Source organism: Bosea sp. F3-2, assembly GCF_008253865.1.
Taxonomy (GTDB): domain Bacteria; phylum Pseudomonadota; class Alphaproteobacteria; order Rhizobiales; family Beijerinckiaceae; genus Allobosea.
In genome coordinates this window covers 1,413,125-1,439,985 of record NZ_CP042331.1, presented here as the reverse complement: position 1 = coordinate 1,439,985, position 26,861 = coordinate 1,413,125, and the positions used below count along the sequence as shown (strand labels likewise).

Genomic DNA, 26,861 nt, shown 5'->3' with positions numbered 1-26,861 from the left:
CAAAATAGATGAGAACGTTCGATTCAATGCGTTGGATTGGATGATTTTTCTCAAAGATGGTGCGAAGAAGAAAGAGTTTTCCGACCCCCGGCGCCCCATCCATGAATGACGTTTCTGCACTCTTCCGTTCGCCTGTTCAGCGAGCCGGGCAACTCCTGCCTGGCCTTGGGCTTTGCGCGCTTGTCAGTGGTGCAGCCTACGGCCTTGAGGCGCTGGAGGCGCATTTTGCCGGCCGTGCCTGGCTGGAAGCCCTTGTCTTGGCAATCTTGCTTGGAACTGCGGTACGAACCTTCTGGACGCCATCGCGGTTCTGGCTACCGGGCATCGCGTTCTCGGCCAAGACGGTTCTGGAAATAGCGATCGTACTCCTCGGAGCATCGCTGAACGCCGCCACGCTCATCGCCGCTGGACCAAGCTTGATCGTCGGTATCGCGGCAGTCGTTGCAGTAGCGCTTGCCGTCAGCTTTCTGATCGGACGCTTGCTGGGCTTGCCCAAGCGCATGGCCGTCTTGGTCGCTTGCGGCAATTCGATCTGTGGCAACTCGGCCATTGCAGCAGTGGCGCCCGTCATAGGCGCCAGCGGCCACGACGTGGCGGCGTCCATCGCGTTCACCGCCGTGCTGGGCGTCCTGGTGGTGCTGGGTCTTCCACTGCTGGTTCCGCTGCTGCAGCTGTCGGATATCCAATACGGCGTGCTGGCGGGCCTCACCGTTTATGCGGTCCCGCAGGTTCTGGCGGCAACGGCGCCGGTGGCCGCCGCCAGCGTCCAGATCGGCACGCTCGTCAAGCTCGTACGTGTGCTGATGCTCGGGCCCGTCGTTCTCATCCTTTCGATTCTCAGCAGCCGGGCGCGGGCGAAAGCGGACAATCTCGCTGAAGAGCATCGGCCCCGTGGTCGATTGGCCGTGCACAAGCTTGTTCCGTGGTTCATCATCGGCTTTCTTGCGATGGCGGCGCTGCGTTCGCACGGTGGTATCCCGGAGGGCGCGCTTGCGCCTATCGCCCGAGCCGCGACCATCCTGACGATCATCTCGATGGCCGCGCTGGGTCTTGGCGTCGACATCCGCGCGGTTGCCAAGGCTGGTCGGAGCGTAACAGCGGCAGTTTCCCTTTCTCTGCTCGCGCTTGCCGCAGTCAGCGTCAGCCTTATACGTCTGTTGGGCATCGCCTGAATCTGTTCGACCCCAATTCAGAGGCCGCTGCGCTCGGAAACCGGACGTATCGGACTCTGAAGAGAGACGTTGCTAACCGAGCGATTTGCCTTCGGTTCGAGAGGTGTTGCCCTGCGAGCGATGATCGAAGATGCGTTGCGCAGCAATTGGAAGAGCCTTTTTTCCTATGCGCTCCGCTTGACCGACAATCCCGACGCCGCTGCGGACCTGGTCCAGTCCTGCGCTCTCAAGGCCCTCGGGAGCGCGGGTGCTCGGCCTCGCCCTGAAGCCGTTCGCGCGTGGTTGTTCAAGATCGTGCGCAACGCCTGGATCGACAATTATCGCCGCAACCGCCACATCCATGACGAGCCTGAAAACCGAGTTGTGGAGGAGGGCCCTGGCTTCGACCATCGCTACGATGACAGCATCATTGCGGAAATCACCGTTCGGCAGGCATTGAGGCAGATCCCGCCAGACCACCGCGAGATCATCGAACTGGTCGATCTGGCGGGCTTCAGCTATGGCGAGGTCGCGTCTATCCTAGGCGTGCCGCAAGGGACGATCATGAGCCGGTTGAGCCGGGCGAGGCAGGCATTGCTGGCAGTCATCGAGCGCGAGAACCTGCGCCCGCTTCAGGCGAGGCGCCGACATGCACGATGATAATCCCGACCGGGAAGGCGACGTCTCCTGGGACAAGCTGAGCGCATATATCGACGACGAACTTTCGCCAGGCGAAGCGGCCGATGTCGCGGCAGCGGTCGCTCGTGATCCCCGGCTGGCCGAACGCGTCGCGACGCTGTCGCGGCTGCGCGCCGTCACGCGCCGCCTGCCTTCCGAGACGGAGATCCCGGCATTCGTACTGCCACGCCGGCGTCGCAGGAGGGTGGCTCTGCCTATCGCCGCCGCTTTGTCGCTCGCCGCCTGCATCGGTTTCCTCGCCCTGCGCCTCTCGGGCCCGGCGACGGCGCCCGACGGAGGGCTCGCCGCGGCGGTCGCGGCTCATCGCCACTGGATCGACGGACGCCAGGCGGAGGTGCCGGAGCAGCGCATCCAGGTCGATCTCGCCGCCGCACGAAGCGGGCGTCTTCCCGATCTGCGCGCCTCCGCGCTGGAGCTCACTTACCTGTCGCTCGATCCGACGTCGCGCGAGGGAGGCATGCTTGCCGGCTATCGCGGTCCACATGGCTGCCGGCTCGGGCTCTGGATGGCTCCGCGCTCAAGAGGCTCGGGCGAGCCGCCGGCAAAAAGCGATCGCGACGGGTTGCGCATACGCGCCTGGAGCACGACAGAAGCCGACTATGCGCTGCTGAGCAGAGGCATGGATCCGGAGCGGCTCGACCGTCTCGCTGATGTCATCGCCAAGCTGACCCATCAAAAGCAGGCGCCGACCGACGAGCAGGTCGCAGCTCTCAGGGACGTGCCGAATATCGGGCAGCCCTGCGGCGCCTGACCATCGTCTTTCCTCGACATGGAATAAATCGACGCTCTCATGCGTCTCAATCTCCTGAGGAATGTGTCCTCGGGAGAAACGCCATGTTGAACAGACGACAGATGCTCACATCTGCCGGCAGTGCCGCATTGGGGCTGGGAGCCGTCGCGATCGGGGGGGCGCGACTTTCCGCCCTGGCCGCCGAAACCGTCAAATTGCCCTTCGAGAACGGCGAGCGCGAACTCGTCAAAGTGCCGGGCAAGCGCCCGCTGATCCAGCAGACAGCCCGCCCACCGCAGCTCGAGACGCCGTTCTCAGTGTTCAACGAGGGCATCATCACGCCGAACGACGCCTTCTTCGTGCGCTATCATCTCGCCGACATTCCTCTGGAGATCGACCCGGAAACCTTCCGGCTCGAGGTGAAGGGCAAGGTATCGAAGCCGCTCTCGCTGTCGCTGCGCGAGCTGAAGAGCAGCTTCCCCGCGGTCGAAGTCGTGGCCGTCAACCAATGCTCCGGCAATAGCCGCGGCTTCGTCGAGCCGCGGGTCGCTGGCGGACAGCTCGGCAACGGCGCCATGGGCAATGCGCGCTGGCGCGGTGTCTCGCTCAAGGCCGTGCTTGAGCGGGCGGGTGTCCAGCCGGGAGCCGTGCAGGTGGCCTTCGGGGGCCTCGACGGCCCGGTTGCGCCCGATACGCCCGACTTCACCAAGGCGCTCGCACTCGACCATGCCCGCGATGGCGAAGTCATGCTCGCCTATGCCATGAACGGGACGGATCTGCCTTGGCTCAACGGCTATCCGCTGCGCCTGGTCGTGCCGGGCTACTACGGCACCTATTGGGTCAAGCACCTCAACGAGATCACCGTGCTCGACAAGGAGCTCGACAGCTTCTGGATGAAGACGGCCTACCGGATCCCCGACAATGACTGCGCCTGCGTCGAGCCCGGAAAGGTGCCGGTGGCGACGATCCCGATCAACCGCTTCACCGTTCGCTCGTTCATCACCAATGTGCTGGACGGGGCGAAGGTCAAGGCGGGCCAACTGGCGCTGCGCGGCATCGCCTTCGACGGGGGCTCCGGCATTGCCGAAGTCCAGGTTTCCGGCGATGGCGGCCAGTCCTGGGTCAAGGCCAACCTCGGCCAGGATCTCGGCAAGTACTCCTTCCGCGAATGGAAGGCGAACGTTCCCGTCGCCGCCGGCGAGCAGAAGCTATGGTCAAGGCCACCAATGGCAAGGGCCAGACCCAGCCGATGCAGCCGCTCTGGAATCCGTCCGGCTACCTGCGCAACGTCGTCGAGATGACGCGCGTCACGGCAGCGTGAGGCAGAACATCATGACGATCACCACTCGCCGCCCCGGCGCGCTCAGTGCCGCATTCGCCCTGGCGTTCGCCCTCGGCGGAACCGCGCTCGCCGCGCCGAAGACCTACAAGCTGCCGGACGAGACGGCCACGCTCAAGCCGGGCTCCGAGCCGGGCTTCGAGGCCGCCAAGATCAATTGCACGGCCTGCCACTCGATCGACTACATCAACTACCAGCCGAGCAAGAAGGGGCATGCCTTCTGGGAGGCCGAGGTCCAGAAGATGATCAAGGTCTACAAGGCCCCGATCGACGAGAAGGACGCCAAGGCCATCGCGGAGTACCTTGGTCAGACCTACTGACAGGCCTGGAACTGGCGCCTTGTTGTCGGGCGCCAGTTTCCGATCACGCATTCTCTTCTGAGATGCGGTGTGCTCGGCGCCGCATTGCGGCGTGTTTACCGATCGAAAAGGCCAGATCGTGCGAGGGCGCTCGCAGTGCTGGGGCTGAACGCAGCTGGGATATCGTACACTAGGACGAGCCTCAGCAGTGCCTTGACGTCGACGTCGTGAGGTTGGGCGGCGAGGGGATCGGGAAAGAACAGGAGGACGTCCAGCTCGCCTTGCGCAATCATCGCGCCGACTTGCTGATCGCCGCCGAGCGGACCGCTTTTGACCAGGCGGATATTGAGATCAGGAAGCGAGGATTTCAGCACGCCTCCCGTCGTCGCTGTAGCGACGATGGTATGGCGCGCGATCAAGTCGGCGTGCTGCACCGCCCAGGCAGCGAGATCCGGCTTCTTGCTGTCATGGGCCACCATACCGATCGTGAGAGACATGACGCTCAGCCCCCGAAAAAGCGCGCTTGAGTTCCTCGACTTCGGTCTCACCAAGAAGCTTGTCGCAGCGACCGGAGAGGAGGATCAGGAGCTTTGCAGTCTCTTCGAGCTCTTCGGCCGCGTAAACAGCGTTTGGTACGCGAGAGTGATGAGCCGAGTTGCCCGATTTGAGCGCGAGCGCCAGCCGCCCGCCTTCGGCATCGTTTCAGTTGCCGGCGTTGATCTGCGCCCGTCGAACATGGCTCCGAAGCCGACCATGCGTTAGGCTGAAACCGGACCGTTCAATCGGGCCAGGCCACGTCCAAATGCTCCGCCGGCCGGCATCGCAGAGCAGAGCGACGACCGCTGACGCAAGGGGGGCAGGACCGCATGGACCGGTTCGATGCGATGCAGGTTTTGTTGGCGGTCGTCGATGCCGGCAGCTTGTCGGCGGGCAGCCGCAAGCTGAACGCGCCACTGCCGAGCGTCAGCCGGAAAGTCGCGGAGCTGGAGCGCCATCTCGGCACTCGTCTTCTCGTCCGGACGAGCCGCAACATCCAGCTCACCGATGCAGGCCGCGATTATGTCGACGCGGCCCGCCAGATCATGGCGCAAATCGAGGATGCCGAGCTGCGGGCATCCGGTGAATACGAAACGCCGAGAGGCGTGCTGACGATCACCATGCCGATTGCGTTCGGTCACGACCATGTGCTGCCGCTCGCATGCGACTTCCTGTGCGAACATCCCGAGATCACGCTGAACGTGTTTTGCCTTGACCGCATCATGAGCCTCGTCGATGAGCATGTGGACGTCGGCATCCGGCTGGGCGAGCTTGCCGACAGTTCGCTTCATGCGGTCAAGGTCGGCGAATTCGGCTTCGTGACCTGCGCCAGCCCGGAATATCTGGCGCGCAAGGGATACCCGTCGAGCCCGGACGACCTCGTCAGCCACGATGGCGTGGTTTTCGGCCAGATCACCGAGCCAGGCTGGATCTACCAGCACGAAGGCCGCAGGCTGGAAGGAAAGCCGAACATCCGGATCCGTGCGAACACAGCCACGGCGACCGTCACCGCGGCCTTACGTGGGGTTGGGATCATCCGCGCTCCCCGTTACCAAGTCGCGAGAGAACTGCAATCGGGCGCCCTGGTCGCGATGCTCGACGCATATGAGAGCCAGTCGTTCCCAGTCCACCTGATCTATGCGCGTCAGGGGCTGTTGCCGCTGAAAGTGCGCGTGTTCATCGATTGGATGGCGCCACGGCTGAAGCGCGCCTTGAAGGATTTCGCCGCATCCAGGCCGGCGGGAGATCAGCCCGGCGAATAGAAGTCCGCTCAGCGGGCCCGCCGCTAGAAGCGGCGCTTGTGGTGTTCCATCTCAGCACTTGAGAGGCTGCTTATCGCTTTCGCTGTCTGCTGACCGGCTGAAGTCTCCCCTAGGTATCGGGCATCCCGAATACGGAAACAGGAGACTTCACATGACTGCCAAGACGCTCTTCACCGCCAATGTCCATACCGTTGGAGGCCGCGAGGGCTGGGCGAAGAGCTCGGACGGCCAGCTCGACGTCAAGCTGTCGGTGCCCGGCTCGAACCGCCCGGGCACCAATCCCGAGCAGCTCTTCGCGGCAGGCTGGTCCGCCTGCTTTGAGGGCGCGCTTGGGCACGCAGCCAGGGAATTGGGCATCAGGCTTCCGCCTGAGACCGCGGTCGATGCCGAGGTCAACCTCTCGCTCGACGACGCGGAAGGCTATTTCCTGACCGCCCGCCTCAACGTCAGCATCCCGGGCGTCGCCGACGATCTCGCGCAGCAGCTGGTCGATCGCGCGCATGCGACCTGTCCCTATTCGAAGATGACCCGCAACGGGATCGCCGCCAGCGTCGCGCTCGCTGTTCCCGCCTAATCCAATCCGGACGCCTCGGCGTGGATCGCCCCCGCGCACGCCGAGCCGGGGACGCGGACGGGTTCGTCAGCACAGCCCGCGTCTCCGTTCAAATCCCTGCGGCAATCTGAAAGAGACGGACAAATGAGCCAGCACCAGACAGTCTTCACGATGGAGAAGGCGCTTCCGGCCGCGGAAGCTGTGCCCGGCATGAAAATGCCGCAGGAGCCGGTTCTGCCGGTCCCGTCCGCTCCGATCGGCACATCCGAGCCTGTTCGCAAGCGCCGGCTGCGGCCGCTGCTCTTCGCTACCGTCGCCATCGCCGCCCTGGCGGGGGCAGCTGATTTCGGCTGGCGCTATTGGACGACGGGACGCTTCGAGGTTTCGACGGACAACGCCTATGTGAAGGCTGACAGCACGACGATCGCTCCGAAGATCTCCGGCTATATCGCCACCGTGCTCGTGCGTGACAACGAGGCGGTGAGGGCAGGGCAGGTCCTGGCCCGCATCGACGACCGCGACTTCAAGGTCAGCCTCGAGCAGGCCAAGGCCCAGGTCGAGGCCGCCAAGGCCAATATCGCGAACAAGCAGGCCTCACTCGCCGCCCAGCTCTCGGCGATCGATGCGGCGAAGGCGACCCTTGAAGCCGACAAGGCCGACGAGACCTTCGCCGAGCAGAACAACGACCGCTATGCCCGATTGGCGAAGACCGGATACGGCAGCGTTCAGAACGCGCAGCTCGCCGCCTCCCGCATCGGCGTCGCCCGCGCTGCGGTGACGCGCGACACGGCAGCGCTCGCCAGTGCGGTCAGGCAGCTCGACGTGATCAAGGCCGAGCTCGCCCAGGCGCAGGCGGCGCTGGACAGCGCCAAGGCCGTACAGGATCAGGCCGAGCTGAATCTCTCCTACACCGCGCTCGTCGCGCCGGTCGGCGGCGTGGTCGGCAACCGCACATTGCGCGTCGGTCAGTACGTCCAGGCGGGTACGCAGCTGATGGCCGTCGTGCCGACGGAGGCCGCCTATATCGTCGCCAACTACAAGGAGACGCAGCTCACCGGAGTCCATGCCGGGCAGAAGGTGACGATCGAAGTGGACACCTTCCCCGGCCGGGTCTTCCAGGGCCATGTCGACAGCCTCTCGCCGGCCAGCGGCCAGGAGTTCGCGCTGCTGCCGCCCGACAACGCCACCGGCAATTTCACGAAGGTGGTGCAGCGCATTCCCGTGAAGATCGTGCTCGACCACGGCAGCCCGCTTTCGGTCGTGCTTCGTCCCGGCATGTCGGTTTACCCGACCATCGATACCAAGCCCGCGGTGACCGCGGTCGCGCAGCTATCCGGACGCATCAACTGAGGGCCGCAAGGCCCGCCTGACCGGCCAAGGCATGGCAGGAGGGAACAATGTCCAACACGGCGTCAACGATTTCGCCCGACTTTCCCGGCGCCATCGCGCCAGCGGCGCCTTTGTCCCAGAAGGCAAGCACGACTGCCTGGATCGCGGTGAGCGCCGGCATGGTCGGCGCCTTCATGGCGATCCTCAACATCCAGATCACCAACGCCTCGCTGCTCGACATCGAGGGCGGTATCGGAACCGGTGTCGACAACGGCGCCTGGATCTCGACCTCCTATCTCATTGGCGAGATCGTGGTGATCCCGCTCACCGACTATCTGAGCCGCGTCTTCTCGTTCCGGCGCTACATGCTGGCGAACGCCATCCTGTTCCCACTCTTCTCCACCCTGTGCGCCTTCGCCCATGATCTGGGCTCGATGATCGCACTGCGCGGCCTGCAGGGCTTTGCCGGCGGCGTCCTGATCCCGATGGCGTTCACCATGGTGCTGACCAAGCTGCCCAAGGCTCAGCAGCCTTTCGGACTGGCGCTGTTCGCGCTGTCGGTCACTTTCGCGCCGGCGATCGGCCCGACCATCGGTGGCTACCTGACCGAGAATTACGGCTGGCAGACGATCTTCTTCGTCAACACGCCGCCCAGCATCGTCATGGCCATCGCGCTCTACTTCACGCTCGAGAAGAAGCCCATGCAGCTTTCGCTGCTCCGGGAGGGCGACTGGGCCGGGATCGTGACCATGGCGATCGGCCTCTCGGCGCTGCAGACCGTGCTCGAGGAAGGCAACAAGGACGACTGGTTCCAGTCGCCTTTCATCGTCAAGCTCGCGATCACGGCAGCGTTGTTCCTGACCGCCTTCGTCGCCATCGAACTCACCGTGGCGAAGCCGCTGGTCCAGCTGCGCCTTCTCAAGCAGCGCAACTTCGGCGTCGGTGTTCTGGTCAATGTGCTGGTCGGCGTCGCGCTCTTCGGCACCGTCTACATCCTGCCGCAGTATCTCGGCCAGGTGCAGCGCTACAACGCCGAGCAGATCGGACTCGTGCTCGCCTGGACCGGCCTGCCGCAATTGCTCATCATTCCGCTGGTCCCGCTGCTGATGAAGCGGTTCGATGCGCGCTATGTCGGCTTCGTCGGCATCAGCATCTTTGCCGCGAGCTGTTTCCTGAACATCACCCTGTCGCTCGACAGCGCCGGCGATCAGTTCTTCGTCCCCAACATCGTGCGCGCAATCGGCCAGGCGCTCGTGCTGACGCCGATCACCGTCATCACCACCGCCGGCATCGCACCGAGCGAGGCGGCCGCGGCGTCTGGCCTTTCGAACATGCTGCGTAATCTCGGCGGCGCGGTCGGCACGGCCGTGCTCGGAACGGTGCTGACGAAGCGCGAGCAGTTCCACTCGAACATCATCGGCCAGTCGGTGACGGTCTACCGGGAGGAAGTGCGCGACCGGATCGACCATCTGACGCAGTACTTCATGGCCCATGGCGTGAGCGACATTGCGGTCGCCAAGCAGAAGGCGATCGCCGCGATCGGAGCGACCGTCCATCGCCAGGCGCTCATTCTGGGCTTCAGCGACACCTTTGCCGTGATTGGCACGGTGCTGGCGCTCGCTGCCGTCGCGCTGCTCTTCACACGGAAGGTCGATCTCGGCGGTGGGGGTGGGGGAGCCCATTGAGGATGGGCTCGCAACCGCTATGGCTGACCGGCGCGTTCGGCTGTTCAGGCCGCAGGCCGGCGATAGACGACCAGCTTGGCGGTCAGGATCTGAAGAACCTCGCCACGCTGGTTGAGCGTCTTGCTGACGATGGTGGCGATGCCGCGCTCAGGGCGCGAGCGCGATGGGGCGACATCCATCACCTCGCTTTCGACGTGGAGAATGTCGCCCGGCCGCGTTGGAGCCGGCCAGCTGATCTCGCCTCCGGCCCCGATGATGCCATTCGCGAGCGGCAGGCCCGACTCCACGTTCAACCGCATGGTGATCGCAGCGGTATGCCAGCCGCTGGCAGCGAGGCCGCCGAACAGCGTCCTTTCCGCCGCCTCTCCGTCGAGATGGAAAACCTGGGGGTCGAATGCTCTCGCGAATGCTTTGATCTGCTCCTCGTCGAGTGCGTGCGAACCGCTGACGAAGGTTTGCCCGGGCTGGAGATCGTCCAGATACAACTGCGTCATGTCCCGCCCCGCGCTTTCGGTGTCGTGTTCAGGCCGCCTCGCTCGAAGCCTTGCCGGGTTGCAGGCGGCTTGCGCCAATATACTCGGCAATCTCCTGCACGGCATGCCTCACGAGCCAACACCCTGGCAGCGAGCATCGCCCGCGCTCACCCCAAAAATCCGGAAATACCGTCCCACAGCAGCTTCAGCGCTGTGACGACCAGCAAGCCGTAGCAGGCGCGATAGACCTGGCGCTGGTCCAATGCGCCGTGTAGCCGCCAGCCCAGCCAGATGCCAGCCGGAATGGCGAGCAGGCAGATCGCCATCAAGGCCCAGGTGTCCGCCGCCGGCTGCACCAGAAGCAGCCACGGTACCAGCTTGGTCGCGTTGCCGACGGTGAAGAACAGGCTTGTCGTTCCCGCATAGATCTCCTTGCTGAGGCCGAGTGGCAGCAGATACATCGCAAGCGGCGGCCCGCCCGAATGCGCCACCATGGTGGTGACTCCGGAAGTGAGGCCGGCCGCGATCGCCTTCGGCGCGGAGCGCGGGCGAACCGTCACCTCTGCGCCCCGCACGAGCCAAAGGCCGACGAAGACCAGCGTGATTGCGGCCATCATGATCGCAATGGCCCGGTGGTCGAGGACGCGGAACAGCATGTAGCCGAACCCGATGCCGATCACGAGCCCGGGAACGAGCAGCCTGAGATCCGGCCTCGACCAGGTCGAAGGCTTCCAGTAGCGCAAGGCGTAGAGGTCCATTGCAATGAAGAGCGGCGCGAGCAATCCGCCGGCAGCGACCGGATCCATCACGGTCGATAGCAGCGGAATGCCGACGATGGCGAAGCCGCCGCCAAACGCACCCCTCATGAAGCTGATCAGGAACACGCCCGCAAAGGCGACCAGGATCGTGGCAACCGTCAGTTCCATGCTAGCCCTCCGCATCAGGCGAGCATTGGCGAGACTGCGCAGCCGTTCCCCGGGTCGAGGAAGAGATCATCGTCACCGCCTCGGCCAGTCCGGGAGGGGGGTGCCGAGGCCGCGGACCGCCGGCTCGATCTGGCTTCGTGTGAGGCCGATATCCCGCAGCTCGGAGTCGTCGAACTCGCGAAGTCTCGCGATGGCGTCGCGGCGGACGAAATAGCGCGCAACCCCGTCACGGCAGGCGCCGAGCAGCCGAAAGGAGGCGCCGGGTGTCTTGCTGAGCACGGGGCGGGCGATCGTTGAAAGGAGCGCAGTCATGTCCGATCTCCTGGTTCCTCCGGGCAAAGCGACGCCGCGAGCGCGGGCGCCCAGACCGGGCTGCCCTGCGCATTGACCGACGAAATTCACGCCGCTTCCGGTGCAATCGGTTGATGCGGGCAGAATGATCCGATGCTATGATCAGAGCAATCGAAACATTGTACTCGGTGCAATAATGTCGAAGTCCGACTACCTGAGGCTCGCCGACGCGATCGCCGCGGAGATCGCAGGCGGCACGCTCAAGCCGGGGGATCGCCTGCCTCCGCAGCGCAGCTTTGCCTATGAGCGCAACATCGCCGTCTCGACGGCAAGCCGCGTTTACGCCGAGCTGCTGCGCCGCGGGCTGGTCGTCGGCGAGGTCGGCAGGGGAACCTTCATCTCGGGCGAGGCCCGACGCGGCATGGCGGCGCCGGGCGAGCCGCGCGGCATCCGGATCGACCTCGAGTTCAATTACCCGCTCCTTTCCGAGCAGACCGCGCTCATCGCGAAAAGCCTGGCTGGCCTCGACCAACCGGCTGAGCTGGCTGCCGCGCTGAAGCAGGGGACCAGCGGCGGAACCTCTGCTGCGCGGAGCATTGCAGCCACCTACCTGTCGCAGGGTGCATGGTCCCCTGTACCCGGGCATCTCGTCTTCACCGGCAACGGACGCCAGGCCATTGCCGCTGCGCTCGCCGCGACCGTGCCGACGGGAGGGCGCTGCGGCGTCGAGGCCTTGACCTACCCCTTCATCAAAGGCGCCGCTGCCCGGCTCGGCATTTCGCTGGTGCCGCTGGCGATGGACGATGGCGGCGTCCGGCCAGACGCTGTGGAGAAGGCGCATCGCGAGGCCCATCTCTCAGCCATCTACATCCAGCCCGCGGTCCAGAATCCGCTGGGCATGACGATGACCGCGGCGCGCCGGGCCGATCTGCTGCGCGTCGTCGAAAAGCTCGACCTCACGGTCATCGAGGACCATGTCTACGGCTTTCTCGATGACGAGCCGCCGCTTGCGGCGCTCGCGCCGGACTCCTGCATCGTTCTCGACAGCCTGTCGAAGAAGGCCGCGCCCGGCCTGACGCTGGGCTTTGTCATCCCGCCTCTGCGTTTGCGCGAAAGCGTGATGGCCGCGGTGCGCTCGGGAGGCTGGACCGCGTCGGGCTTTGCGTTCGCTGCCGCGCAACGGATGATGAGCGATGGTACCGTTGCCGAACTGACGAGGCTGAAGCGCCTCGACGCCCGCGCGCGTCAGAAACTGGCCGCCGATCGCCTCTCGGGTTTCGAGATCCAGGCCAACGAAAAATGCTACCATCTGTGGCTGACGCTGCCGCCGCACTGGCGCTCGCAGAGCTTCGTCGTCGCAGCAGCCAGGCGCGACATCGCGTTGACGCCCTCGACCACTTTCGCCGTGACCCCCGGCCATGCGCCGAACGCCGTCAGGCTGGCGCTGGCGGCCCCCGCCATGGATCAGCTCGATGGTGCTCTGCAGACCCTGGCGGCGATGCTGAACGCCGGGGAGGATGATTTCTACGGGACGGAATGAATTCAGTGTCGTGCCGTCACGTCACGCGCCTCGTACCGGAACCCGTGCCGGGCCGACGACCGTCGCCTCGCCCCGCTCGCACGCCCTGCGCGCGGCGAGGCTGCCATGCGCTTCGATCACCTCGTCCAATAATGCCATCGTCGAGCTCCGGCTTGTCACGCGGCGGTCCGGGCCGCTGCAACGGGTTCGGTTGCTGCTCATTCGACCGGAAGGTTCAGGCCGCAACCCGGTAGCGAGGCGCCGGATTGGCCGTCGAGAGCTTGCCGATCATCGCCTGCCTGGCGGATTCGTAGGCGTCGAAGAGCCCGCCGTCCTGGAGGGGAGGGATGGTGGCGAATTCGCCCTGGTCGAGCCCGACGAGCGCGGCATCGACGAGATCCTCGCTGCTCATGACGATCGCGCCAGGCAAATGCTCGACCGGGCGGCCGGCGATCGCCCAGAAGTCGGTCGCGGTCGCGCCCGGAAGCACGACTTGTACGGTGACGCCGGTGCCCGCGAGTTCATGCCGCAGGCTCTGGCTGAAGGCGAGGACGAAGGCCTTGCTGCCACCGTAGACGCCATTCAGGGTTTCCGGGTTGATGGCAACGATCGAGGCGATGTTGATGATCGTCCCGGCGCCACGGGCGACGAATTGGGGGACGATGGCATAGGTCAGGCGGGTCAGCGCGGTGACGTTGAGCGAGATCAGCGAGGTCATCTCGTCGACGTCGGAGTCGAGCAGCGTCAACACGCCGCCGAGGCCCGCATTGTTGACGAGCAAGGTGACGTCCGGGGTTTCCCTCAGGAAGGCCTCGACACGCGCGAGGTCTGACGGATCTGCGAGATCGGCGGGCATGACGTCGACCTGCCGACCGGTCCTCGCGCTGATCCGTTCGGCGACGGAGGCAAGCTTGTCAGAGCTGCGCGCGACCAGGACGAGGTCATATCCCCGCTTGGCGAGACGGTCGGCATAGACCGCTCCGATGCCGCCCGATGCACCGGTAACGACGGCCGTTCCCATGATGTCAGACATCCTCGTAACTCCTCATCGGTCTGCGAGACGTCACGCTGCTGCGACACCTGGCGACGGCGAGGAAGCTAGTGGTGCTGGCTTTCGCGCGGCAGCCATCGAGAATGAAAGCCTGCCTCTCAAAAGCAGAGGCAGGCGACGAGGCGAACAGTCCTGTGTCACGGAGCCGGCTCTCCATAAGGGAGGTCGACCGCGATGCGGCGTAACATCCCAGGATGCGCCCGGCTGGAGATCACCCGTGGCGAATGTCGGCTGTCGGGTCATTGCCCAATGTCCGCAAATGGCGCAGGGCCGGCAGCGCAATCAGCTTGATTTCGATGCCGGGATCGAGCCGTGCAATGCCTTCGCATTGTATACGGCGAGGTCGTCGCGAACGATGGCAAGGAAACCATCGACGAGCGGATCTTCCCGGTGGTGACTTGGGAACATCGCGTGGCCGTGGAACATGACTTGCGGTTCGAACGGCCGGAACGAAATGCCACTGCGACGGTAGTCGTCGGCGGCGATCGGATTCACGATGCCGACACCGATGCCCTGCTCGACGAGCGCGCAGATCGCCGCACTGAACGGGGTTTCCACCGTGAGTTGGCGGCGTACGCCAGCATCTTCGAAGACCCGATCGACGCGGATGCGTGCGCCGTCCTCCAGCGACAGCGAGATGAAGGGCTCGCCGTCCAGGTCTTTTGCCGTGACGACATCTTGCTCGGCGAGCCGATGGCCGGGCGGAAGAGCACAGACGCCCGGGATCGCATAGAGCGGCCGATGTTCGACAAGCGGAATGTCGATCACGTTCGCGATGAAGCCGATGTCGCAATAGGATGACGACATCCAGCGCGTCACAGTGCCGTCATTGCCCATCTGCAGCGAGACGATCGCCTTGGGAAATTGCTCCTTGAACCGGCGAATGCAGCGCGGAATGAAGCCGAGCGCCATCACTGGCATCGCCGCGATGCGAAGCCGCCCGGTGCCGAAAGCGCGGATGTCACGTGCCGCATAAGAGAGATTTTCGAGCCCGGTGAAGCTGCGCTCGACCTCTCGATAGAAGGCCAGCCCTTCCTGCGTCGGACGCAATCGTCCGGCTTTGCGATCGAACAGCTTCAAATCGATCTCGGCTTCGAGCTCCGCGATCAGCCGGCTGATGCTGGGCTGCGACGTGTGAAGCTCCTGCGCGGCGGCCGTCATCGAACCGCGCAGCATGATCGTCCGGAAGGCATCCACCTGTCTCAGATTCATCCGGCGCCTCATATCACTGGTGAATAGCAGATCGAAAAACTGAGATTTGACCAGATGGGCAGCGCTGACAATACTTTTGGCTATGTCAGTGCGCCCCATCATCGCAGCGACGACCCGGCTCTCCGGCATGAGCTGCCTGCGCTGCGACGCGGTTTGGCCCGTCTGCGAATATGAAGCGGGCTGCCCACGCTGCGCTGCCGGCGGGCACGCTGCCAATCTGCGGCTGACCTATGCGGCGGGCGGGAGCGGTATCGCGCTGCCTTATCCCGGCGCCCTGTCGCTGGGAGAGGGCGGAACGCAGCTGATCGAATTGCCGGGCCTTGCTGCCGAACTGGGGCTTGGCCGCCTGTCGGCCAAGCTCGAATGGTGCAATCCGACGGGCTCGCACAAGGACCGGATGAGCGCGCAGCTGCTGGCGCGAGCGCTGGAGCGCGGAGTCGAGACCGTCGTGGCCGCATCGAGCGGCAATGGCGGTCTCTCCATTGCCGCTTATGCGCGGCGGGCCGGCCTTGCGGCAGAGATCGCGGTCACCGATGCGTTGCCGCAGTCCTACCGCAAGGCGATCGCGTCGCATGGCGCGACGCTTAAAAGCTTCTCCGACAGCATGGGGCGGTGGACATACCTGTCGCAGCGCGTCGGCGAAGGCGCCTTCGCCGCGACGAACTACCGGGTCCCCGCCATCGGCACCAATCCGTTCGGTATCGAGGGCTACAAGACGCTGGCTGCCGAGCTGGCGGAGCCGGACCCGCCCGACCTCGTGGTCGTGCCATGCTCGCGTGGGGATCTGCTTTCCGGCATGCGGCTCGGGTTCGAGGAACTTGGCAACGGCCTGCCGGTGCTGGTCGCGGCCGAGCCGTTCCCGCGCCTCGCACGGGTGCTCGCCGGCGCCGACTACCGTGAGACCTTCGAAGGCCAGACCGTTCAGGCCTCGATCGCTGGCAGCACGGTGACATGGCAGGCCGTCGAAGCTCTGCGCGCCAGCGCCGGACGGGCCGTTCCCGTCTGCGACGAAGCGGCCCGCGCCGCGCAACGGCGACTGGCGGCCTGCGGGCTGCATGCCGAATTGTCGGCGGCCTCTGCCTTGGCGGCGCTCGCCGATCTGGCTCGCCAGCGCAACCTCGCCGAGCGCCACGCGGTGCTCGTGCTTACCGGCTCGGGGATGCGCAACCCCGGAGAAACGGACCTGGCCGCAGCGCCCGGGAACAAGGATGCCGCACAAGCGGTACGCACAAGGTCGGCGCAGACCGACAGCTTGCCATCGAGAACCGATCCATCGGTCCAACAGAGGGAAAACGGATGACCATGCTCGCTTCGCGTCTTGCGGCGCTCTCGGCTGTTGTAGCCACCTTTTACGGTATCGCAGCGCACGCTCAGAGCCTGCCACCGCTGCCGGAGGCCATCAAATCCGCCGGCGTGCTGAAGGCCGGCGTCCGCTGCGATCAGCCGCCCTACGGATACAAGGACGAGACCGGCAAGTTCGCCGGCGTCGAAACCGACATGGCGATCCAGATCGCCGCCTGGGCCTTCGGTTCGCCCGACAAGATCGAGCTGACCTGCGTCACCGCCGAAAACCGCATTCCTCAATTGACGGGCAAGAAGGTCGACATCCTGATTGCGACACTCGGGATCACTCCCGAGCGCGCGCGGGTGATCGATTTCTCAAAGCCCTATCGCTGGGGCGGCTCGGACATGCTCGTCGCCAAGGACAGCCCGATCAAGAAGCTCGACGACGTCGCCGGCAAGACCGTGATCATGCTCAAGGGCTCGACCCAGGCGAAGTGGTTCGAGGACAACATGGCGAAGGTCGACAACCTGCGGCTCAACACCGCCTCCGACGCTCTGCAGGCGCTGAAGCAGGGCCGGGGCGACGCTTATACCCACGATGCCGCCACGCTCGTCGTCATTGCCGCGAAGGATCCGAGCCTGCGCCTCGTCGGCGAGCCCTTCGCGGTCTCCGACGCCGCCGTCGGCGTGCGCAAGAACGAGGCCGGATGGCTCGCCTATGTCGATGCCGCGCTCGACCGCATGAAGGCCGAAGGCCTCTACGACAAGTGGGTCGACAAGTGGATCCCGGCCGAGATCCGCCCCTTCTACGTCGACGCCTTCACCAAGCCGAAGCCTAACGCGCGTTGAGCGAACGCAAGCGCCGGGAGTCGTCGCGCTCCCGGCAGCCCGACAGCCTGTTAGCGGGAGGAGCGCGCCATGGAGTTCGACGTGGCCTATATCGAGGGGCAGTGGCCTGCGCTGATGCGCGGCCTCTGGATGACCGTGCAGGTCAGCGCACTGTCGATCGTGCTTTCCATCGTCCTCGGCCTGCTCGGCGCCGCGGCGCGTGTGCTGCAGATCCCCGTGCTCGGCAAGCTCGTCGCGGGCTATGTCGAGTTCATCCGCAACACGCCGCTGCTCGCCCAGCTCTTCTTCATCTTCTATGGGCTGCCGGGGTTGGGTTTGCGGCTCTCTCTGTTCTGGTCCGGCGTGCTGTGCCTGACGATATGGGCCGGTGCCTATCAGATCGAGAACATTCGAGGCGGGCTTGAGACCGTCGGCAAGGGGCTGCGGGAGGCCGCCTTTTCGCTCGGTCTGTCGCCCTGGCGCTTCTTTCGACTGGTGGCCGCCCCGATGGCGATCCGCGTCGGCTTGCCATCGATGCTCAATACCTCGATCTCGCTCCTGAAAAACTCCTCTTATCTGCAGGCGATCGGCCTCGCGGAGCTCACCTATGTCGCCATCGACCGGATCTCGATGGATTTCCGCACCATCGAAATGTTCGCCGCGATCTGCGTGATCTATCTCGCGCTGGTCCTTGTTCTGTCCTTCCTCGCGAGCCGCCTCGAATACCGGCTCAACGCGCCGTTCCGTCACTGAGGAGGGCGCGATGGAACTCCTGGTCCGCAATCTTCCCTTCATCATGCAGGGCCTGGCGATGACGCTGGGGCTGGCGCTGGCGACACTGTTCTTCGCGACGATCATCTCCTTCGTGCTTGGCACGCTGGCCACCTTGCGCTTCGACTGGCTGCGCGTCGCGGTGAAGGTCTATGTCGAACTCTTCCGCGACATCCCGCTCGTCGTGAACATCTTCTTCGTCTTTTTCGTCGCTCCGCTTTTCGGGCTCGAACTCTCGCCGTTTGCGGCCGTGACGGTCGGCCTCTCGCTCTGGGGCAGCGCCAACGGCGTCGAGATCGTCCGCGGCGGCTTCAACGCGGTGCCCAGGCACCAGTGGCAGAGCGCGGCCGCGCTCGGGCTGAAGACCTGGGAGGTCTACGTCTTCATCACCGGGCCGCAGGCCCTGCGCGCCATCCTGCCGCCCTTCGTCGGCCTGCTGACGCTCCTCGTGCAGGCGACGTCGCTGGGCGCGCTGGTCGGCGTCAACGAGTTCTTCAAGGTCGGACAGATCATCGTCGAACGCACCACGATGATGGAAGGCTGGAACCCCGCCTTCATCGTCTACGCCGCGGTGCTTCTCACCTATTTCGTTATCTGCTCGGCCCTGACCTGGTTCGGCCGCTGGCTCGAAAAGCGCCTGAAGCGCGACCACCGCCAGCCTGCGCCCGGAGCCGCTCCCGCGCCCGAGCCCGCCCCTCAGCTTCCCTGATCTCGCATCGTCGCGAAGGACATCGCCATGGAATCGAAAGTCAGCCGCCGCCTGACCGAAAAGGTCGCCGAGGAGGTCTGCGAGCACATCTACGCGCCGCGCCTCGCGCGGGATTTCCGCACCGTCTTCAGCCATATGAGCGATCTCAACCAGGCGCATGTGCTGATGCTGGCGCGCCGCGGTCTCATCTCGCCCCAGGCCGCCAAGGCACTCGCAGCCGGCCTGCTGCAGATGGAGCAGGAGGGGCCGGAGGTCGTCGAGCTCGATCCCGAGCGCGAGGATTCGTACTTCAACTACGAGGCCCACCTCATCAAGCTGATCGGCACCGAGGCGGGCGGGCGCATGCACATCGCCCGCAGCCGCAACGATCTCACCGCGGCGCTCGATCGGCTACGCGCCCGCGACCTGCTGCTCGACGCCAGCCAGGCGCTGCTGTCGGTCGAGGAACATGCTCTCGATGGGGCCTTCCGCTTCCGCGACGTGGTGATGCCGGGCTACACGCATCTGCAGCCGGCCCAACCGGTCACATACGGCTTCTATCTCGCCGGTGTCGCCCAGTCGCTGGAGCGCGACCACGGTCGCCTGGCCGATGCCTGGTCGCGCACCAATATCAGCCCGCTCGGTGCGGGTGCGCTTGCCGGTACGACCTTCGCCATCGACCGCGACGCGGTCGCCCGTTCGCTCGGCTTCGAGGGACTGGTGGAGAACACGCTCGACGCGGTGGCGACGCGCGATTTCGGCCTGGAGATACTCTCGGGCCTCTCGCAGATCGCCCTCGGCTGGAGCCGCGTCGCGCAGGACTATCACGTCATGGTCTCGCACGAATTCCAGACGATCGAATTCCCTGACCGTGTCACCGGGACCTCCAGCATCATGCCGCAGAAGAAGAACCCGGTGGTGCTCGAGCACCTCAAGGGCAAGGCCGGCCATCTTGTCGGCCTCTACGTCGCTTCCGCCACGGCGGTGAAGGGCACCCATTTCACCAACACCATCGACGGCAATCGCGAGGCCATGCGCGGCGTCTGGGAGGCCGGCGAAGAGGTCTTGCGCTGCCTGGCGCTCTTCGACCTCGTCATCGCGACCGCCCGGCCGAACGCCCCGCTCATGAAGCGTCGCGTCACTGAGGATTTCGCCTCTGCCACCGATCTGGCCGATCTGATGGTGCGGGAGGCCGACCTATCCTTCCGCGAGGCCCACCACGTCGTGGGCGGCGTCGTGCGCGCGGCGATGGATACCGGGCTTGCGGCCGACGGCATCACGACGGAGATGGTCGATGCGGCGGCCCTCGAACAGCTCGGTCGTCCGTTGAAGCTGTCGGCCGAAGCGGTTCGCCGCTGCCTGAACCCGGCGGTCGGTGCCGCCGGCCGCAATCTGCCGGGCGGGCCGGCCCCGGAGGCGGTGGCGCGCGCCGTCGAGAGTGCGCAGGCCCGTCTCGAAACCCGCCGGGCAACGCTGGCAGCGAAGCGCGGTCGCCTGCAGGCCGCGCGCGAGGTCCTGAAGCGCGACATGCGGGAGCTCGCAGCATGAGCGCTTCGCCACTGATCAGCCTGCGCGGGATCGGCAAGAGCTTCGGCGCACACCGTGCCCTGCATGGCGTCGATCTCGATGTGGAGGTCGGCTCCGTGGTGGTGCTGATCGGCCCGAGCGGCTCGGGCAAGAGCACGCTGATCCGCTGCATCAACGGTCTCGTCCGCCCGGACGAAGGCACCCTCAAGGTTGCCGGGCGGCCCGTCGACATCCACCACGAGGCCGCCTGGCAGCGCATGCGGACCGAGGTGGGCATGGTCTTCCAAGACTATTCGCTATTCCCGCACCTGACGGTGCTGCGCAACATGACGTTGACGCCCGAGCGCCGCCGCGGTGTGCCGCGAGCCAAGGCGGAGGAGGAAGCACGCGCCCTGTTGGCGCGTGTCGGCCTCGCGCACAAGGCCGACGATTATCCTGCCGCACTGTCCGGCGGCCAGCAGCAGCGGGTCGCCATCGTGCGCGCGCTTGCCATGCGGCCGAAGGCGATTCTCTTCGACGAGCCGACCTCGGCTCTCGATCCCGAGACCATTGGCAGTGTCCTCGACGTGATGAAGGATTTGGCGCGCGAGGGGACGACCATGGTCGTCGTCACGCACGAAATGGGCTTCGCCCGCGAGGTTGCCGATCGCATCGTTTTCATGGCCGAGGGCCGCATCGTGGAGGAGGGCGCGCCGGAAAGGCTGTTCGGGGCCCCGCAGCACGAGCGGACCCGCGGCTTCCTGTCCTCCATCAGATCTTTCGGAGAGGCCGCACATGGTTGAGCCGGCCGGCGTTCTGGCGCCCGATTTCACGACGAACCCCTATTGGTGGGACGCCGCCCCTCCTGAGACTGCGCGTGAGCCTCTGCCGGAAACCACCGACGTGCTCGTCGTCGGCTCCGGTTATTGCGGGCTTTCAGCGGCGGCCGAGCTCGCTCGCAATGGCGTCGACGTCACCGTCGTCGACGCCGCGGAATTGGGCGCCGGCGCCTCGACGCGCTCGGGTGGCATGGTGTCGAGCGGTCAGAAGCTGGTGATCGGCGGCGCGATCAAGGGCGTCGACGCCGCGCGGATGGAACGCCTGCTGGAAGACTCACTGTCTTCTTACGACCACCTCAAGGCATTGATCCGTCAGCACGGCCTTGATGCCGATCTCGGCATCTTCGGCCGCTATTTCGGGGCGCATGTGCCGCGTCACTACGACCGGCTATGCCGCCAGGGCGAGCTGCTGGCGAAGCACACCGGCGTAACCGTTCACGAGATCCCGAAATCGCGCCAGCACGAGGTCACCAAGACCGATTTCTATCACGGCGGCATCGTCATCGACGACTATGGCGGCCTTCACCCTGGCAAATATCATCGGGCGCTGCGTCGCCTCGCCGCCGCGAATGGTGCGACGCTGCGCTCGCACGCGCCCGTCCTGAAGGTGAAGAATCGCCCGGACGGCTTCCACGACGTCGAAACCGGCCGCGGCGTCATCCGCGCGCGGCATGTCTTCTTCGGCACCAACGGCTACAGCGACAAGGCAAGCGGCTTCCTGCACAACCGTATCGTCGGCGTCCTGAGCTATCAGATCGCGACCGAACCGCTCCCGCCGGAGCTGATGGCCGAGATCAATCCCGGCCGCCGCATGATCACGGATTCCAAGCGCGAGCTGATCTATTCGCGCCCGTCGCCGGATGGCACGCGCATCCTCTTCGGCAGCCGGCCCGGCATGTTCTCCATCCCGGAGCGCGAGGCAGCTCCGAAGCTCCACGCGATGATGCTGAAGGTCTGGCCGCAACTCGCCGGTTACAAGGTCACGCATTGCTGGAGTGGCAAGGTCGGGATGACGGCCGACAAGATCGCGCATATGGGCAAGCGCGACGGCATCGACTTCGCTGTGGGCTGCAACGGCAACGGCGTGGCGCTGATGACCTATCTCGGCCACCAATCCGCGCTGAAGCTGCTCGGTCAGCAGAATCGCAGGAGCGCCTTCGACGATCCGGCATTTCCCGAGATCCCGGTCCCGCTTTACGACGGACGCCCCTGGTTCCTGCCGATCGTGAGCGGCTGGTATCATCTCCAGGACGCGATCGACCGTCGTCTGGCACGCTTGTGAAGGACAGAGATGACGACCAAGGTCGCGATGGACTCCGGGCCAGCTGCGGGATCGGCCGCGCTATTGCGGCCGATGGCGTTCGGATGCTCGTGGATTTCCGAGCAGTTCAAAAGCGGTGCGGCTCAGGGCTCGAACGCCAGCGGCGATGCTGCCCTCGTCGGGCTGATAGTTCGAGTTGTGAACGCGGTCCTCTCGGCCTGGCTGGCCGGAGCCGATGCGGATATGGGAAGAGGGCACACGCTCGGAGAAGAAGGCGAAATCCTCCGCGCCAAAACCGCCCTCGACCTCGATGACGTCGCCGCCCTGCTGCCTGACGGCCTCGACGGTGAGATCGAGCAGGCCGTCCGCGCTCATCACGGGTGGCAGGTTACGGCGGTAGTCGACCTTGCAATCGACGCGGTGGACGAGTGAGACGCCGGCGCAGATGCGCTTCATGGCCGCCTCGATGGCATCGCGCGCCTCTGGGGAGCGTGTGCGAACCGTACCTGCCATGGTGCAGCGGTTCGGGATGATGTTGTAGGCGTCCCCGCCTTCGATGCGTCCCACAGTCACGACGGCGCTACGGATCGGATTGAGTTCGCGCGAGACGATCGTCTGTAACTGGGTCAGGAGATGGCCGGCCGCCACGATCGGATCGACCGCCTCATGCGGCTGGGCGGCATGGCCGGAGCGACCTTCGACCACGATCTGGAAGCTGTCGGCCGAGGCGAAGCTCGCGCCGCGGATATAGGCGATCTTGCCGGCCGGGACGCTCGGCTCGTTATGGAAGCCGAGCGCCATGTCGACACCCTCCAGCGCGCCGTCGGCGATCATGGCGGCGGCGCCGCTGTCGATCGTCTCCTCGGCGGGCTGGAAAACGAGCCGGATCGAACCGCTCAGCTTGCCGGAGAGCTGACTGAGCACGGCTCCGACGCCGATCAGGGTCGCGGTGTGCAGGTCGTGGCCGCAGGCGTGCATCCGGCCCGGGATGGTGCTGGCATAGGGCAGGCCGGTGGTCTCCTGCATCGGCAGCGCGTCCATATCGGCGCGGATCACGAGCCGTGGCCCGGGGGCGCTGCCCTGGATATCGGCGACGACGCCGGTGCGTCCGACGCCGGTCTTGCAGGCGATGCCCAGCCGCGTCAGCTCGGCGGCGACTACGCCGGCGGTGCGCTCGACCTCGAAGCCGATTTCCGGATGGGCATGGATGTCACGGCGGATTTCGACGAGGCTCGGCGCGATCTCGCGCACGATGGCATCGATGACGGGGCCGATATCGTTGCGGTCGTGGGCAATGTCCATGATGGAATCCGATCGGAGTGAAGCTGTGCGGAAGGCGCGAAGGGGCCGGTCAGCCGGCTGTCGTGATCGCGCGGCTGGTCAGCGTGCGGCTGCCAGCGACTCGTTGATCCAGCCGTCGAAGGTCGACTGGTTCTCCTTGATCCAGGCTTCGGCCGCGGCCTTGATGGCGCGCGGAGAGCTGTCGAGGGCAATGGCGCCTTCCCATTTCGCCCAGGTGTCGCGCGGGTAGCGCGAAAGCGCGAGGAAGCGCTGGATCGCCGGGTTCTTGGCCAGGAAGTCGCGGTTCGCGATCGGCATGTAGTTCCATTGGCCGAGCGCCATCCGACACGGATCCTGCCCGCCGGCACAGCCCTTGACGCCCGGCACCAGGGCGCTCGCCGAAACCTTGATGTTCGGCGGCACGGCGTCGAAAGGCGTTGGCAGCCAGACGACATCCTTGCCCGGCACGAGCTTGTCCATCACCCAGGACGGGCTCCAGGCATAGTAGAGCGTCGGCTCGCCACGCATGACCCGCGCGATCGCCTCGGCCATCAGGGCCTCGTATTTGCCGCGCACCGACTTGATGGTGCTCTTCAGGCCGAACTTGTCGAGCTGGTATTCGACGACGTCGCCGCAGGACCAGCCGGGATCGCAGTTGATCAGGTTGACCTTGCCCTCGGCCGAGAGCTTGGCGGCGATCTGGGCGTCCTTGAGCTGGTCGAGCTGGGTGATGCCGAGGGCATCCGCCGTCTTCTTGTCGATCAGGTAGCCGTTGACGCCGCCTTCGACGATTGTCCCGTCGCCGATCGTGGCCAGCTGCTTTTCGACGGCCTTGAATTGCGGCTCGCGCTGCGGAAAGTTGACGCCCGAGATCATATCGAGATCGCCGAGTGCCGAGGCCTGGAAGAACAGGGTCGGGTTGATCTGTGTCTCGACCGGCTTGTAGCCCAGCTTCTGGAATGCGGTCTCGATGATGTGGTCCTGCATCCGTCCGGCGCCCAACGTGTCGCCGATGGCGATACGCACGGTCTTGCCCGCTCCGGGAAGGGCCTCGGCGGACGCGCAGCCCGCCCACAGCCCAGCCAGTGCCAGGATCAGCCCGGCTCTACGCGTCCAGAAGGCAGCCATCATCAATCTCCTCGAATTTCGATTCCCCAAGGAAGGCTAGCGGGCCGACGCCATCGCCACTTCCTGCCGTGGGTTGGAGAGCGGGGATGTGCTTTCCATCGAAACGGCGCATGCTCGGCCGGCGATGGAGGCCCCGTCGCGTCACGGATCGATCGGGAGGGCGAAGCTCGCCTTCACGCGGTCCATCACCACCAGGGTCTTGAAGCCCTTGATGTCGGGATTTTCGTAGAAGAACCGGCGGGTAAAGCGCTCATAATCCTCCATGTCCCGAGCGGTGACGTGGAGCACGAAATCGGCATCGCCGGTGACGTAGAAGCCGATCATGACCTCCCTCGTCGCCCGGATGGAGGCCTTGAAGCGATCGACGATGTCGGCCCGTTCGCGCTCCAGCGTCACCAGCACCAGCATCGAGAGCGGACGACCGACGGCGCGCGGCGAGACGATGGCGACATCGGCCTCGATCACGCCGGCGTCACGCAGGCGCTTGAGGCGGCGCTGGCAGGCTGTGGCAGAAAGGCCGACGCGCTCGCCGAGCTCGGCCGTGGTCAAGCGGTTGTTCTGCTGCACCGCGTCCAGAAGTCTGCGATCCAGGCTGTCGAGTTCAATCATGCTGAAAACCTGCGTTCCTGGCCCCATCCAAGCCGAAAATCATCGCGAACACGCGTGCTTCATCGGCATAGGCCGCATTCTCTGCACTAGCCTCTCCGCCACTCAATCATCGAGGCGGAGGATGGGATGCGGGGTTTATCCGCGAAAGCGCTGAAAGAGCTGAAGCGTGGCGATCTGCTGGAGACCAGGGCTTTCGTGAATGGAGGCTGGCGCGATGTCGCCGAGCGGATCGCGGTGGTCGATCCCGCGACGCAGGAAACCATCGCGAGCGTGGCCTCGCTGCCGCTGGAGGCCGTTGACGAGGCCGTCGCGGCCGCGGTCGTCGCGCAGAAGCTGTGGCGCCAGACGCTGCCGGCCGAGCGCGGCTGCCTGCTGCGCGGCTGGGCGACGGCGATGCGGCGCAATGCCGACGACCTCGCCGTCATCATGACCGCCGAGCAGGGCAAGCCGCTTGCTGAAGCGAAGGGCGAGATCGCCTATGCCGCCGCCTTCCTCGACTGGTTCGCGGCCGAGGGCGAGCGCAGCTATGGCGAGACCATTCCCAGCCATCTGCCCGGCAGCCGACTCTCGGTGCAGATGCAGCCGATCGGCGTTGCAGCCGCTGTGACGCCGTGGAACTTCCCGAGCGCGATGATCACCCGCAAGGCCGGGGCGGCGCTCGCTGCCGGCTGCGCCATGGTGGTGAAGCCTGCCCCGGAAACGCCGCTCTCGGCGCTCGCTCTGGCGAAGCTCGCGGAGGAAGTCGGTTTTCCGAAGGGTGTCTTCCAGGTACTGACCGGCGCGGCCGCGCCGACGGCGCATCGCCTGTTGACGCATACGGAGATCCGCGCCTTCTCCTTCACCGGCTCGACCGAGATCGGCCGCCTCCTGCTCGGCCAGGCGGCCCAGACGGTGAAGCGTGCTTCGCTCGAACTCGGCGGCCATGCGCCCTTCATCGTTTTCGACGATGCGCCGCTGGAACAGGCCGTCATCGGCGGCATCGCAGCCAAATTCGCGACCTCGGGGCAGGACTGCCTCGCCGCCAACCGCATCTATGTCCAGCGCGGCGTCTATGAGCGCTTCGTCGCGGCTTATGCCGAAGCGACAGCGCGCCTCAAGGTCGGCCATGGGCTGGAGGAGGGCGTCGATATCGGCCCGATGACGCGCCCCTCCGTCGCCGTGAAGTGCCGCCAGCAGATCGCCCAGGCGGTGGCGGCCGGCGCCCGGCTGGTCGCTGGCGGGCAGGACAGCCCGCTCGGCGGCAATTTCGTCCAGCCGGCCGTGCTGGCCGATGTCACCGACGACATGTTGATCGCCCGCGAGGAGACCTTCGGTCCTGTCGCCGCGATCCTGCCCTTCGACATGGAGGAGGAGGTCGTCGCCCGCGCCAACGCGACCGAGATGGGGCTCGCCGCCTACCTGTACACCGAGGATCTGCGCCGGGCGATGCGCCTCACCGATGCGCTCGAATACGGCATGGTCGCGGTCAACACGCCGAAATTCACCGGCGCGCCCATTCCCTTCGGCGGCTGGAAGCAGTCCGGCCTCGGCCGGGAAGGCTCGCGCCACGGCCTCAGCGAATATCTCGAAGCGAAATATGTCTGCTTCGGAAATCTTGCTGTATAATCAAG

At 65.6% G+C, this 26,861-nt stretch carries 27 protein-coding genes and 1 pseudogene; 19 read left to right on the top strand and 9 right to left on the bottom strand.

What is annotated here, in order from left to right; translation table 11 throughout:
• Positions 1 to 101: 101 nt before the first annotated feature.
• The 5 genes and pseudogenes from FQV39_RS06655 (at position 102) to sorB (ending at position 4,239) form a co-directional block, all read left to right on the top strand.
• Positions 102 to 1,172: a YeiH family protein gene (locus FQV39_RS06655; RefSeq protein WP_149129575.1), complete on the top strand. Its 1,071-nt coding sequence runs from the start codon at positions 102 to 104 to the stop codon at positions 1,170 to 1,172.
• A gap of 120 nt (positions 1,173 to 1,292) precedes the next feature.
• Positions 1,293 to 1,811 carry an RNA polymerase sigma factor gene (locus tag FQV39_RS06650; RefSeq protein WP_149129574.1) on the top strand — a complete coding sequence of 173 codons (519 nt, stop codon included), beginning with the start codon at positions 1,293 to 1,295 and terminating at the stop codon, positions 1,809 to 1,811.
• Complete coding sequence (locus tag FQV39_RS06645; protein ID WP_149129573.1) at positions 1,801 to 2,601, top strand: anti-sigma factor; 801 nt, start codon at positions 1,801 to 1,803, stop codon at positions 2,599 to 2,601. Before FQV39_RS06650 ends, FQV39_RS06645 begins: the two co-directional genes overlap by 11 nt.
• Positions 2,602 to 2,684: 83 nt before the next feature.
• Positions 2,685 to 3,901, top strand: a pseudogene (gene sorA, locus FQV39_RS06640) (SorA family sulfite dehydrogenase catalytic subunit).
• Positions 3,902 to 3,912: 11 nt separating this feature from the next.
• Entirely contained in the window at positions 3,913 to 4,239 is a 327-nt protein-coding gene (sorB, locus tag FQV39_RS06635) for a SorB family sulfite dehydrogenase c-type cytochrome subunit (RefSeq protein ID WP_149129572.1), read from the top strand.
• A gap of 95 nt (positions 4,240 to 4,334) precedes the next feature.
• Here the strand turns inward: sorB and FQV39_RS06630 are convergent, their stop codons facing one another.
• Entirely contained in the window at positions 4,335 to 4,715 is a 381-nt protein-coding gene (locus tag FQV39_RS06630; protein WP_149129571.1) for a methylglyoxal synthase, read from the bottom strand.
• Here FQV39_RS06630 and FQV39_RS06625 point away from each other — a divergent pair.
• The 5 genes from FQV39_RS06625 (at position 4,714) to FQV39_RS06605 (ending at position 9,584) form a co-directional block, all read left to right on the top strand.
• Positions 4,714 to 4,980, top strand: coding sequence for a hypothetical protein (locus tag FQV39_RS06625; protein WP_149129570.1), 267 nt, complete (start codon positions 4,714 to 4,716; stop codon positions 4,978 to 4,980). The genes FQV39_RS06630 and FQV39_RS06625 overlap by 2 nt on opposite strands.
• Positions 4,981 to 5,084: 104 nt before the next feature.
• Positions 5,085 to 6,017, top strand: a complete 933-nt coding sequence (locus FQV39_RS06620) for a LysR family transcriptional regulator (RefSeq protein WP_149129569.1) — start codon at positions 5,085 to 5,087, stop codon at positions 6,015 to 6,017.
• 151 nt (positions 6,018 to 6,168) lie between these two features.
• The gene (locus FQV39_RS06615; RefSeq protein ID WP_149129568.1) at positions 6,169 to 6,591 is read left to right on the top strand and encodes an organic hydroperoxide resistance protein; all 423 of its coding nucleotides are present in this window, start codon (positions 6,169 to 6,171) and stop codon (positions 6,589 to 6,591) included.
• 123 nt (positions 6,592 to 6,714) lie between these two features.
• Positions 6,715 to 7,920, top strand: coding sequence for an HlyD family secretion protein (locus FQV39_RS06610; RefSeq protein ID WP_149129567.1), 1,206 nt, complete (start codon positions 6,715 to 6,717; stop codon positions 7,918 to 7,920).
• Between the two features lie 47 nt (positions 7,921 to 7,967).
• Positions 7,968 to 9,584: a DHA2 family efflux MFS transporter permease subunit gene (locus FQV39_RS06605; protein ID WP_149129566.1), complete on the top strand. Its 1,617-nt coding sequence runs from the start codon at positions 7,968 to 7,970 to the stop codon at positions 9,582 to 9,584.
• Between the two features lie 44 nt (positions 9,585 to 9,628).
• Here FQV39_RS06605 and FQV39_RS06600 read toward each other — a convergent pair whose 3' ends face one another.
• The 3 genes from FQV39_RS06600 to FQV39_RS06590 form a co-directional block, all read right to left on the bottom strand.
• Positions 9,629 to 10,078: a MaoC family dehydratase gene (locus tag FQV39_RS06600; protein ID WP_149133701.1), complete on the bottom strand. Its 450-nt coding sequence runs from the start codon at positions 10,076 to 10,078 to the stop codon at positions 9,629 to 9,631.
• A 146-nt stretch (positions 10,079 to 10,224) separates the two neighbouring features.
• Positions 10,225 to 10,983: a sulfite exporter TauE/SafE family protein gene (locus tag FQV39_RS06595; RefSeq protein WP_149129565.1), complete on the bottom strand. Its 759-nt coding sequence runs from the start codon at positions 10,981 to 10,983 to the stop codon at positions 10,225 to 10,227.
• A gap of 72 nt (positions 10,984 to 11,055) precedes the next feature.
• Positions 11,056 to 11,295, bottom strand: coding sequence for a DUF1127 domain-containing protein (locus tag FQV39_RS06590; protein ID WP_149129564.1), 240 nt, complete (start codon positions 11,293 to 11,295; stop codon positions 11,056 to 11,058).
• Positions 11,296 to 11,470: 175 nt separating this feature from the next.
• Between FQV39_RS06590 and FQV39_RS06585 the strand changes: the two genes are divergently transcribed.
• Entirely contained in the window at positions 11,471 to 12,814 is a 1,344-nt protein-coding gene (locus tag FQV39_RS06585; RefSeq protein ID WP_149129563.1) for an aminotransferase-like domain-containing protein, read from the top strand.
• Between the two features lie 214 nt (positions 12,815 to 13,028).
• Here FQV39_RS06585 and FQV39_RS06580 read toward each other — a convergent pair whose 3' ends face one another.
• Both FQV39_RS06580 and FQV39_RS06575 read right to left on the bottom strand, forming a co-directional pair.
• Entirely contained in the window at positions 13,029 to 13,826 is a 798-nt protein-coding gene (locus FQV39_RS06580; RefSeq protein WP_149129562.1) for an SDR family NAD(P)-dependent oxidoreductase, read from the bottom strand.
• 300 nt (positions 13,827 to 14,126) lie between these two features.
• A complete protein-coding gene (locus FQV39_RS06575; RefSeq protein ID WP_210251182.1) occupies positions 14,127 to 15,185 on the bottom strand; it encodes a LysR substrate-binding domain-containing protein in 1,059 nt (352 codons plus the stop codon).
• Here FQV39_RS06575 and FQV39_RS06570 point away from each other — a divergent pair.
• The 7 genes from FQV39_RS06570 to FQV39_RS06540 all read left to right on the top strand — a co-directional run bounded on the left by FQV39_RS06570 (position 15,145) and on the right by FQV39_RS06540 (position 22,254).
• Positions 15,145 to 16,356 (top strand): pyridoxal-phosphate dependent enzyme, encoded by a 1,212-nt coding sequence (locus tag FQV39_RS06570; protein ID WP_210251181.1) that lies wholly within the window; start codon positions 15,145 to 15,147, stop codon positions 16,354 to 16,356. The genes FQV39_RS06575 and FQV39_RS06570 overlap by 41 nt on opposite strands.
• The gene (locus tag FQV39_RS06565; RefSeq protein WP_210251180.1) at positions 16,353 to 17,189 is read left to right on the top strand and encodes a transporter substrate-binding domain-containing protein; all 837 of its coding nucleotides are present in this window, start codon (positions 16,353 to 16,355) and stop codon (positions 17,187 to 17,189) included. Before FQV39_RS06570 ends, FQV39_RS06565 begins: the two co-directional genes overlap by 4 nt.
• 69 nt (positions 17,190 to 17,258) lie before the next feature.
• Positions 17,259 to 17,921 carry an amino acid ABC transporter permease gene (locus tag FQV39_RS06560; protein ID WP_149129560.1) on the top strand — a complete coding sequence of 221 codons (663 nt, stop codon included), beginning with the start codon at positions 17,259 to 17,261 and terminating at the stop codon, positions 17,919 to 17,921.
• A gap of 10 nt (positions 17,922 to 17,931) precedes the next feature.
• On the top strand, positions 17,932 to 18,648 hold the full coding sequence (locus tag FQV39_RS06555) for an amino acid ABC transporter permease (RefSeq protein ID WP_149129559.1): 717 nt from the start codon (positions 17,932 to 17,934) through the stop codon (positions 18,646 to 18,648).
• A gap of 27 nt (positions 18,649 to 18,675) precedes the next feature.
• Positions 18,676 to 20,175, top strand: a complete 1,500-nt coding sequence (argH, locus tag FQV39_RS06550; RefSeq protein WP_149129558.1) for an argininosuccinate lyase — start codon at positions 18,676 to 18,678, stop codon at positions 20,173 to 20,175.
• The gene (locus FQV39_RS06545) at positions 20,172 to 20,936 is read left to right on the top strand and encodes an amino acid ABC transporter ATP-binding protein (RefSeq protein ID WP_149129557.1); all 765 of its coding nucleotides are present in this window, start codon (positions 20,172 to 20,174) and stop codon (positions 20,934 to 20,936) included. The genes argH and FQV39_RS06545 overlap by 4 nt, the downstream gene beginning before the upstream one ends.
• Positions 20,929 to 22,254: an NAD(P)/FAD-dependent oxidoreductase gene (locus FQV39_RS06540; protein ID WP_149129556.1), complete on the top strand. Its 1,326-nt coding sequence runs from the start codon at positions 20,929 to 20,931 to the stop codon at positions 22,252 to 22,254. Before FQV39_RS06545 ends, FQV39_RS06540 begins: the two co-directional genes overlap by 8 nt.
• A gap of 60 nt (positions 22,255 to 22,314) precedes the next feature.
• Here the strand turns inward: FQV39_RS06540 and FQV39_RS06535 are convergent, their stop codons facing one another.
• From FQV39_RS06535 to FQV39_RS06525, 3 genes are all read right to left on the bottom strand, one after another.
• Positions 22,315 to 23,535, bottom strand: coding sequence for a M20 metallopeptidase family protein (locus tag FQV39_RS06535; RefSeq protein ID WP_149129555.1), 1,221 nt, complete (start codon positions 23,533 to 23,535; stop codon positions 22,315 to 22,317).
• Positions 23,536 to 23,613: 78 nt separating this feature from the next.
• Positions 23,614 to 24,645, bottom strand: coding sequence for a glycine betaine/L-proline ABC transporter substrate-binding protein ProX (gene proX / locus FQV39_RS06530; protein WP_210251179.1), 1,032 nt, complete (start codon positions 24,643 to 24,645; stop codon positions 23,614 to 23,616).
• Positions 24,646 to 24,783: 138 nt separating this feature from the next.
• Positions 24,784 to 25,251 carry an Lrp/AsnC family transcriptional regulator gene (locus FQV39_RS06525; RefSeq protein ID WP_149129553.1) on the bottom strand — a complete coding sequence of 156 codons (468 nt, stop codon included), beginning with the start codon at positions 25,249 to 25,251 and terminating at the stop codon, positions 24,784 to 24,786.
• A gap of 126 nt (positions 25,252 to 25,377) precedes the next feature.
• On the opposite strand from FQV39_RS06525, the gene FQV39_RS06520 reads away from it, so the two are divergent.
• Positions 25,378 to 26,856 (top strand): NAD-dependent succinate-semialdehyde dehydrogenase, encoded by a 1,479-nt coding sequence (locus FQV39_RS06520; RefSeq protein ID WP_149129552.1) that lies wholly within the window; start codon positions 25,378 to 25,380, stop codon positions 26,854 to 26,856.
• The last annotated feature ends 5 nt before the right edge of the window (positions 26,857 to 26,861 follow it).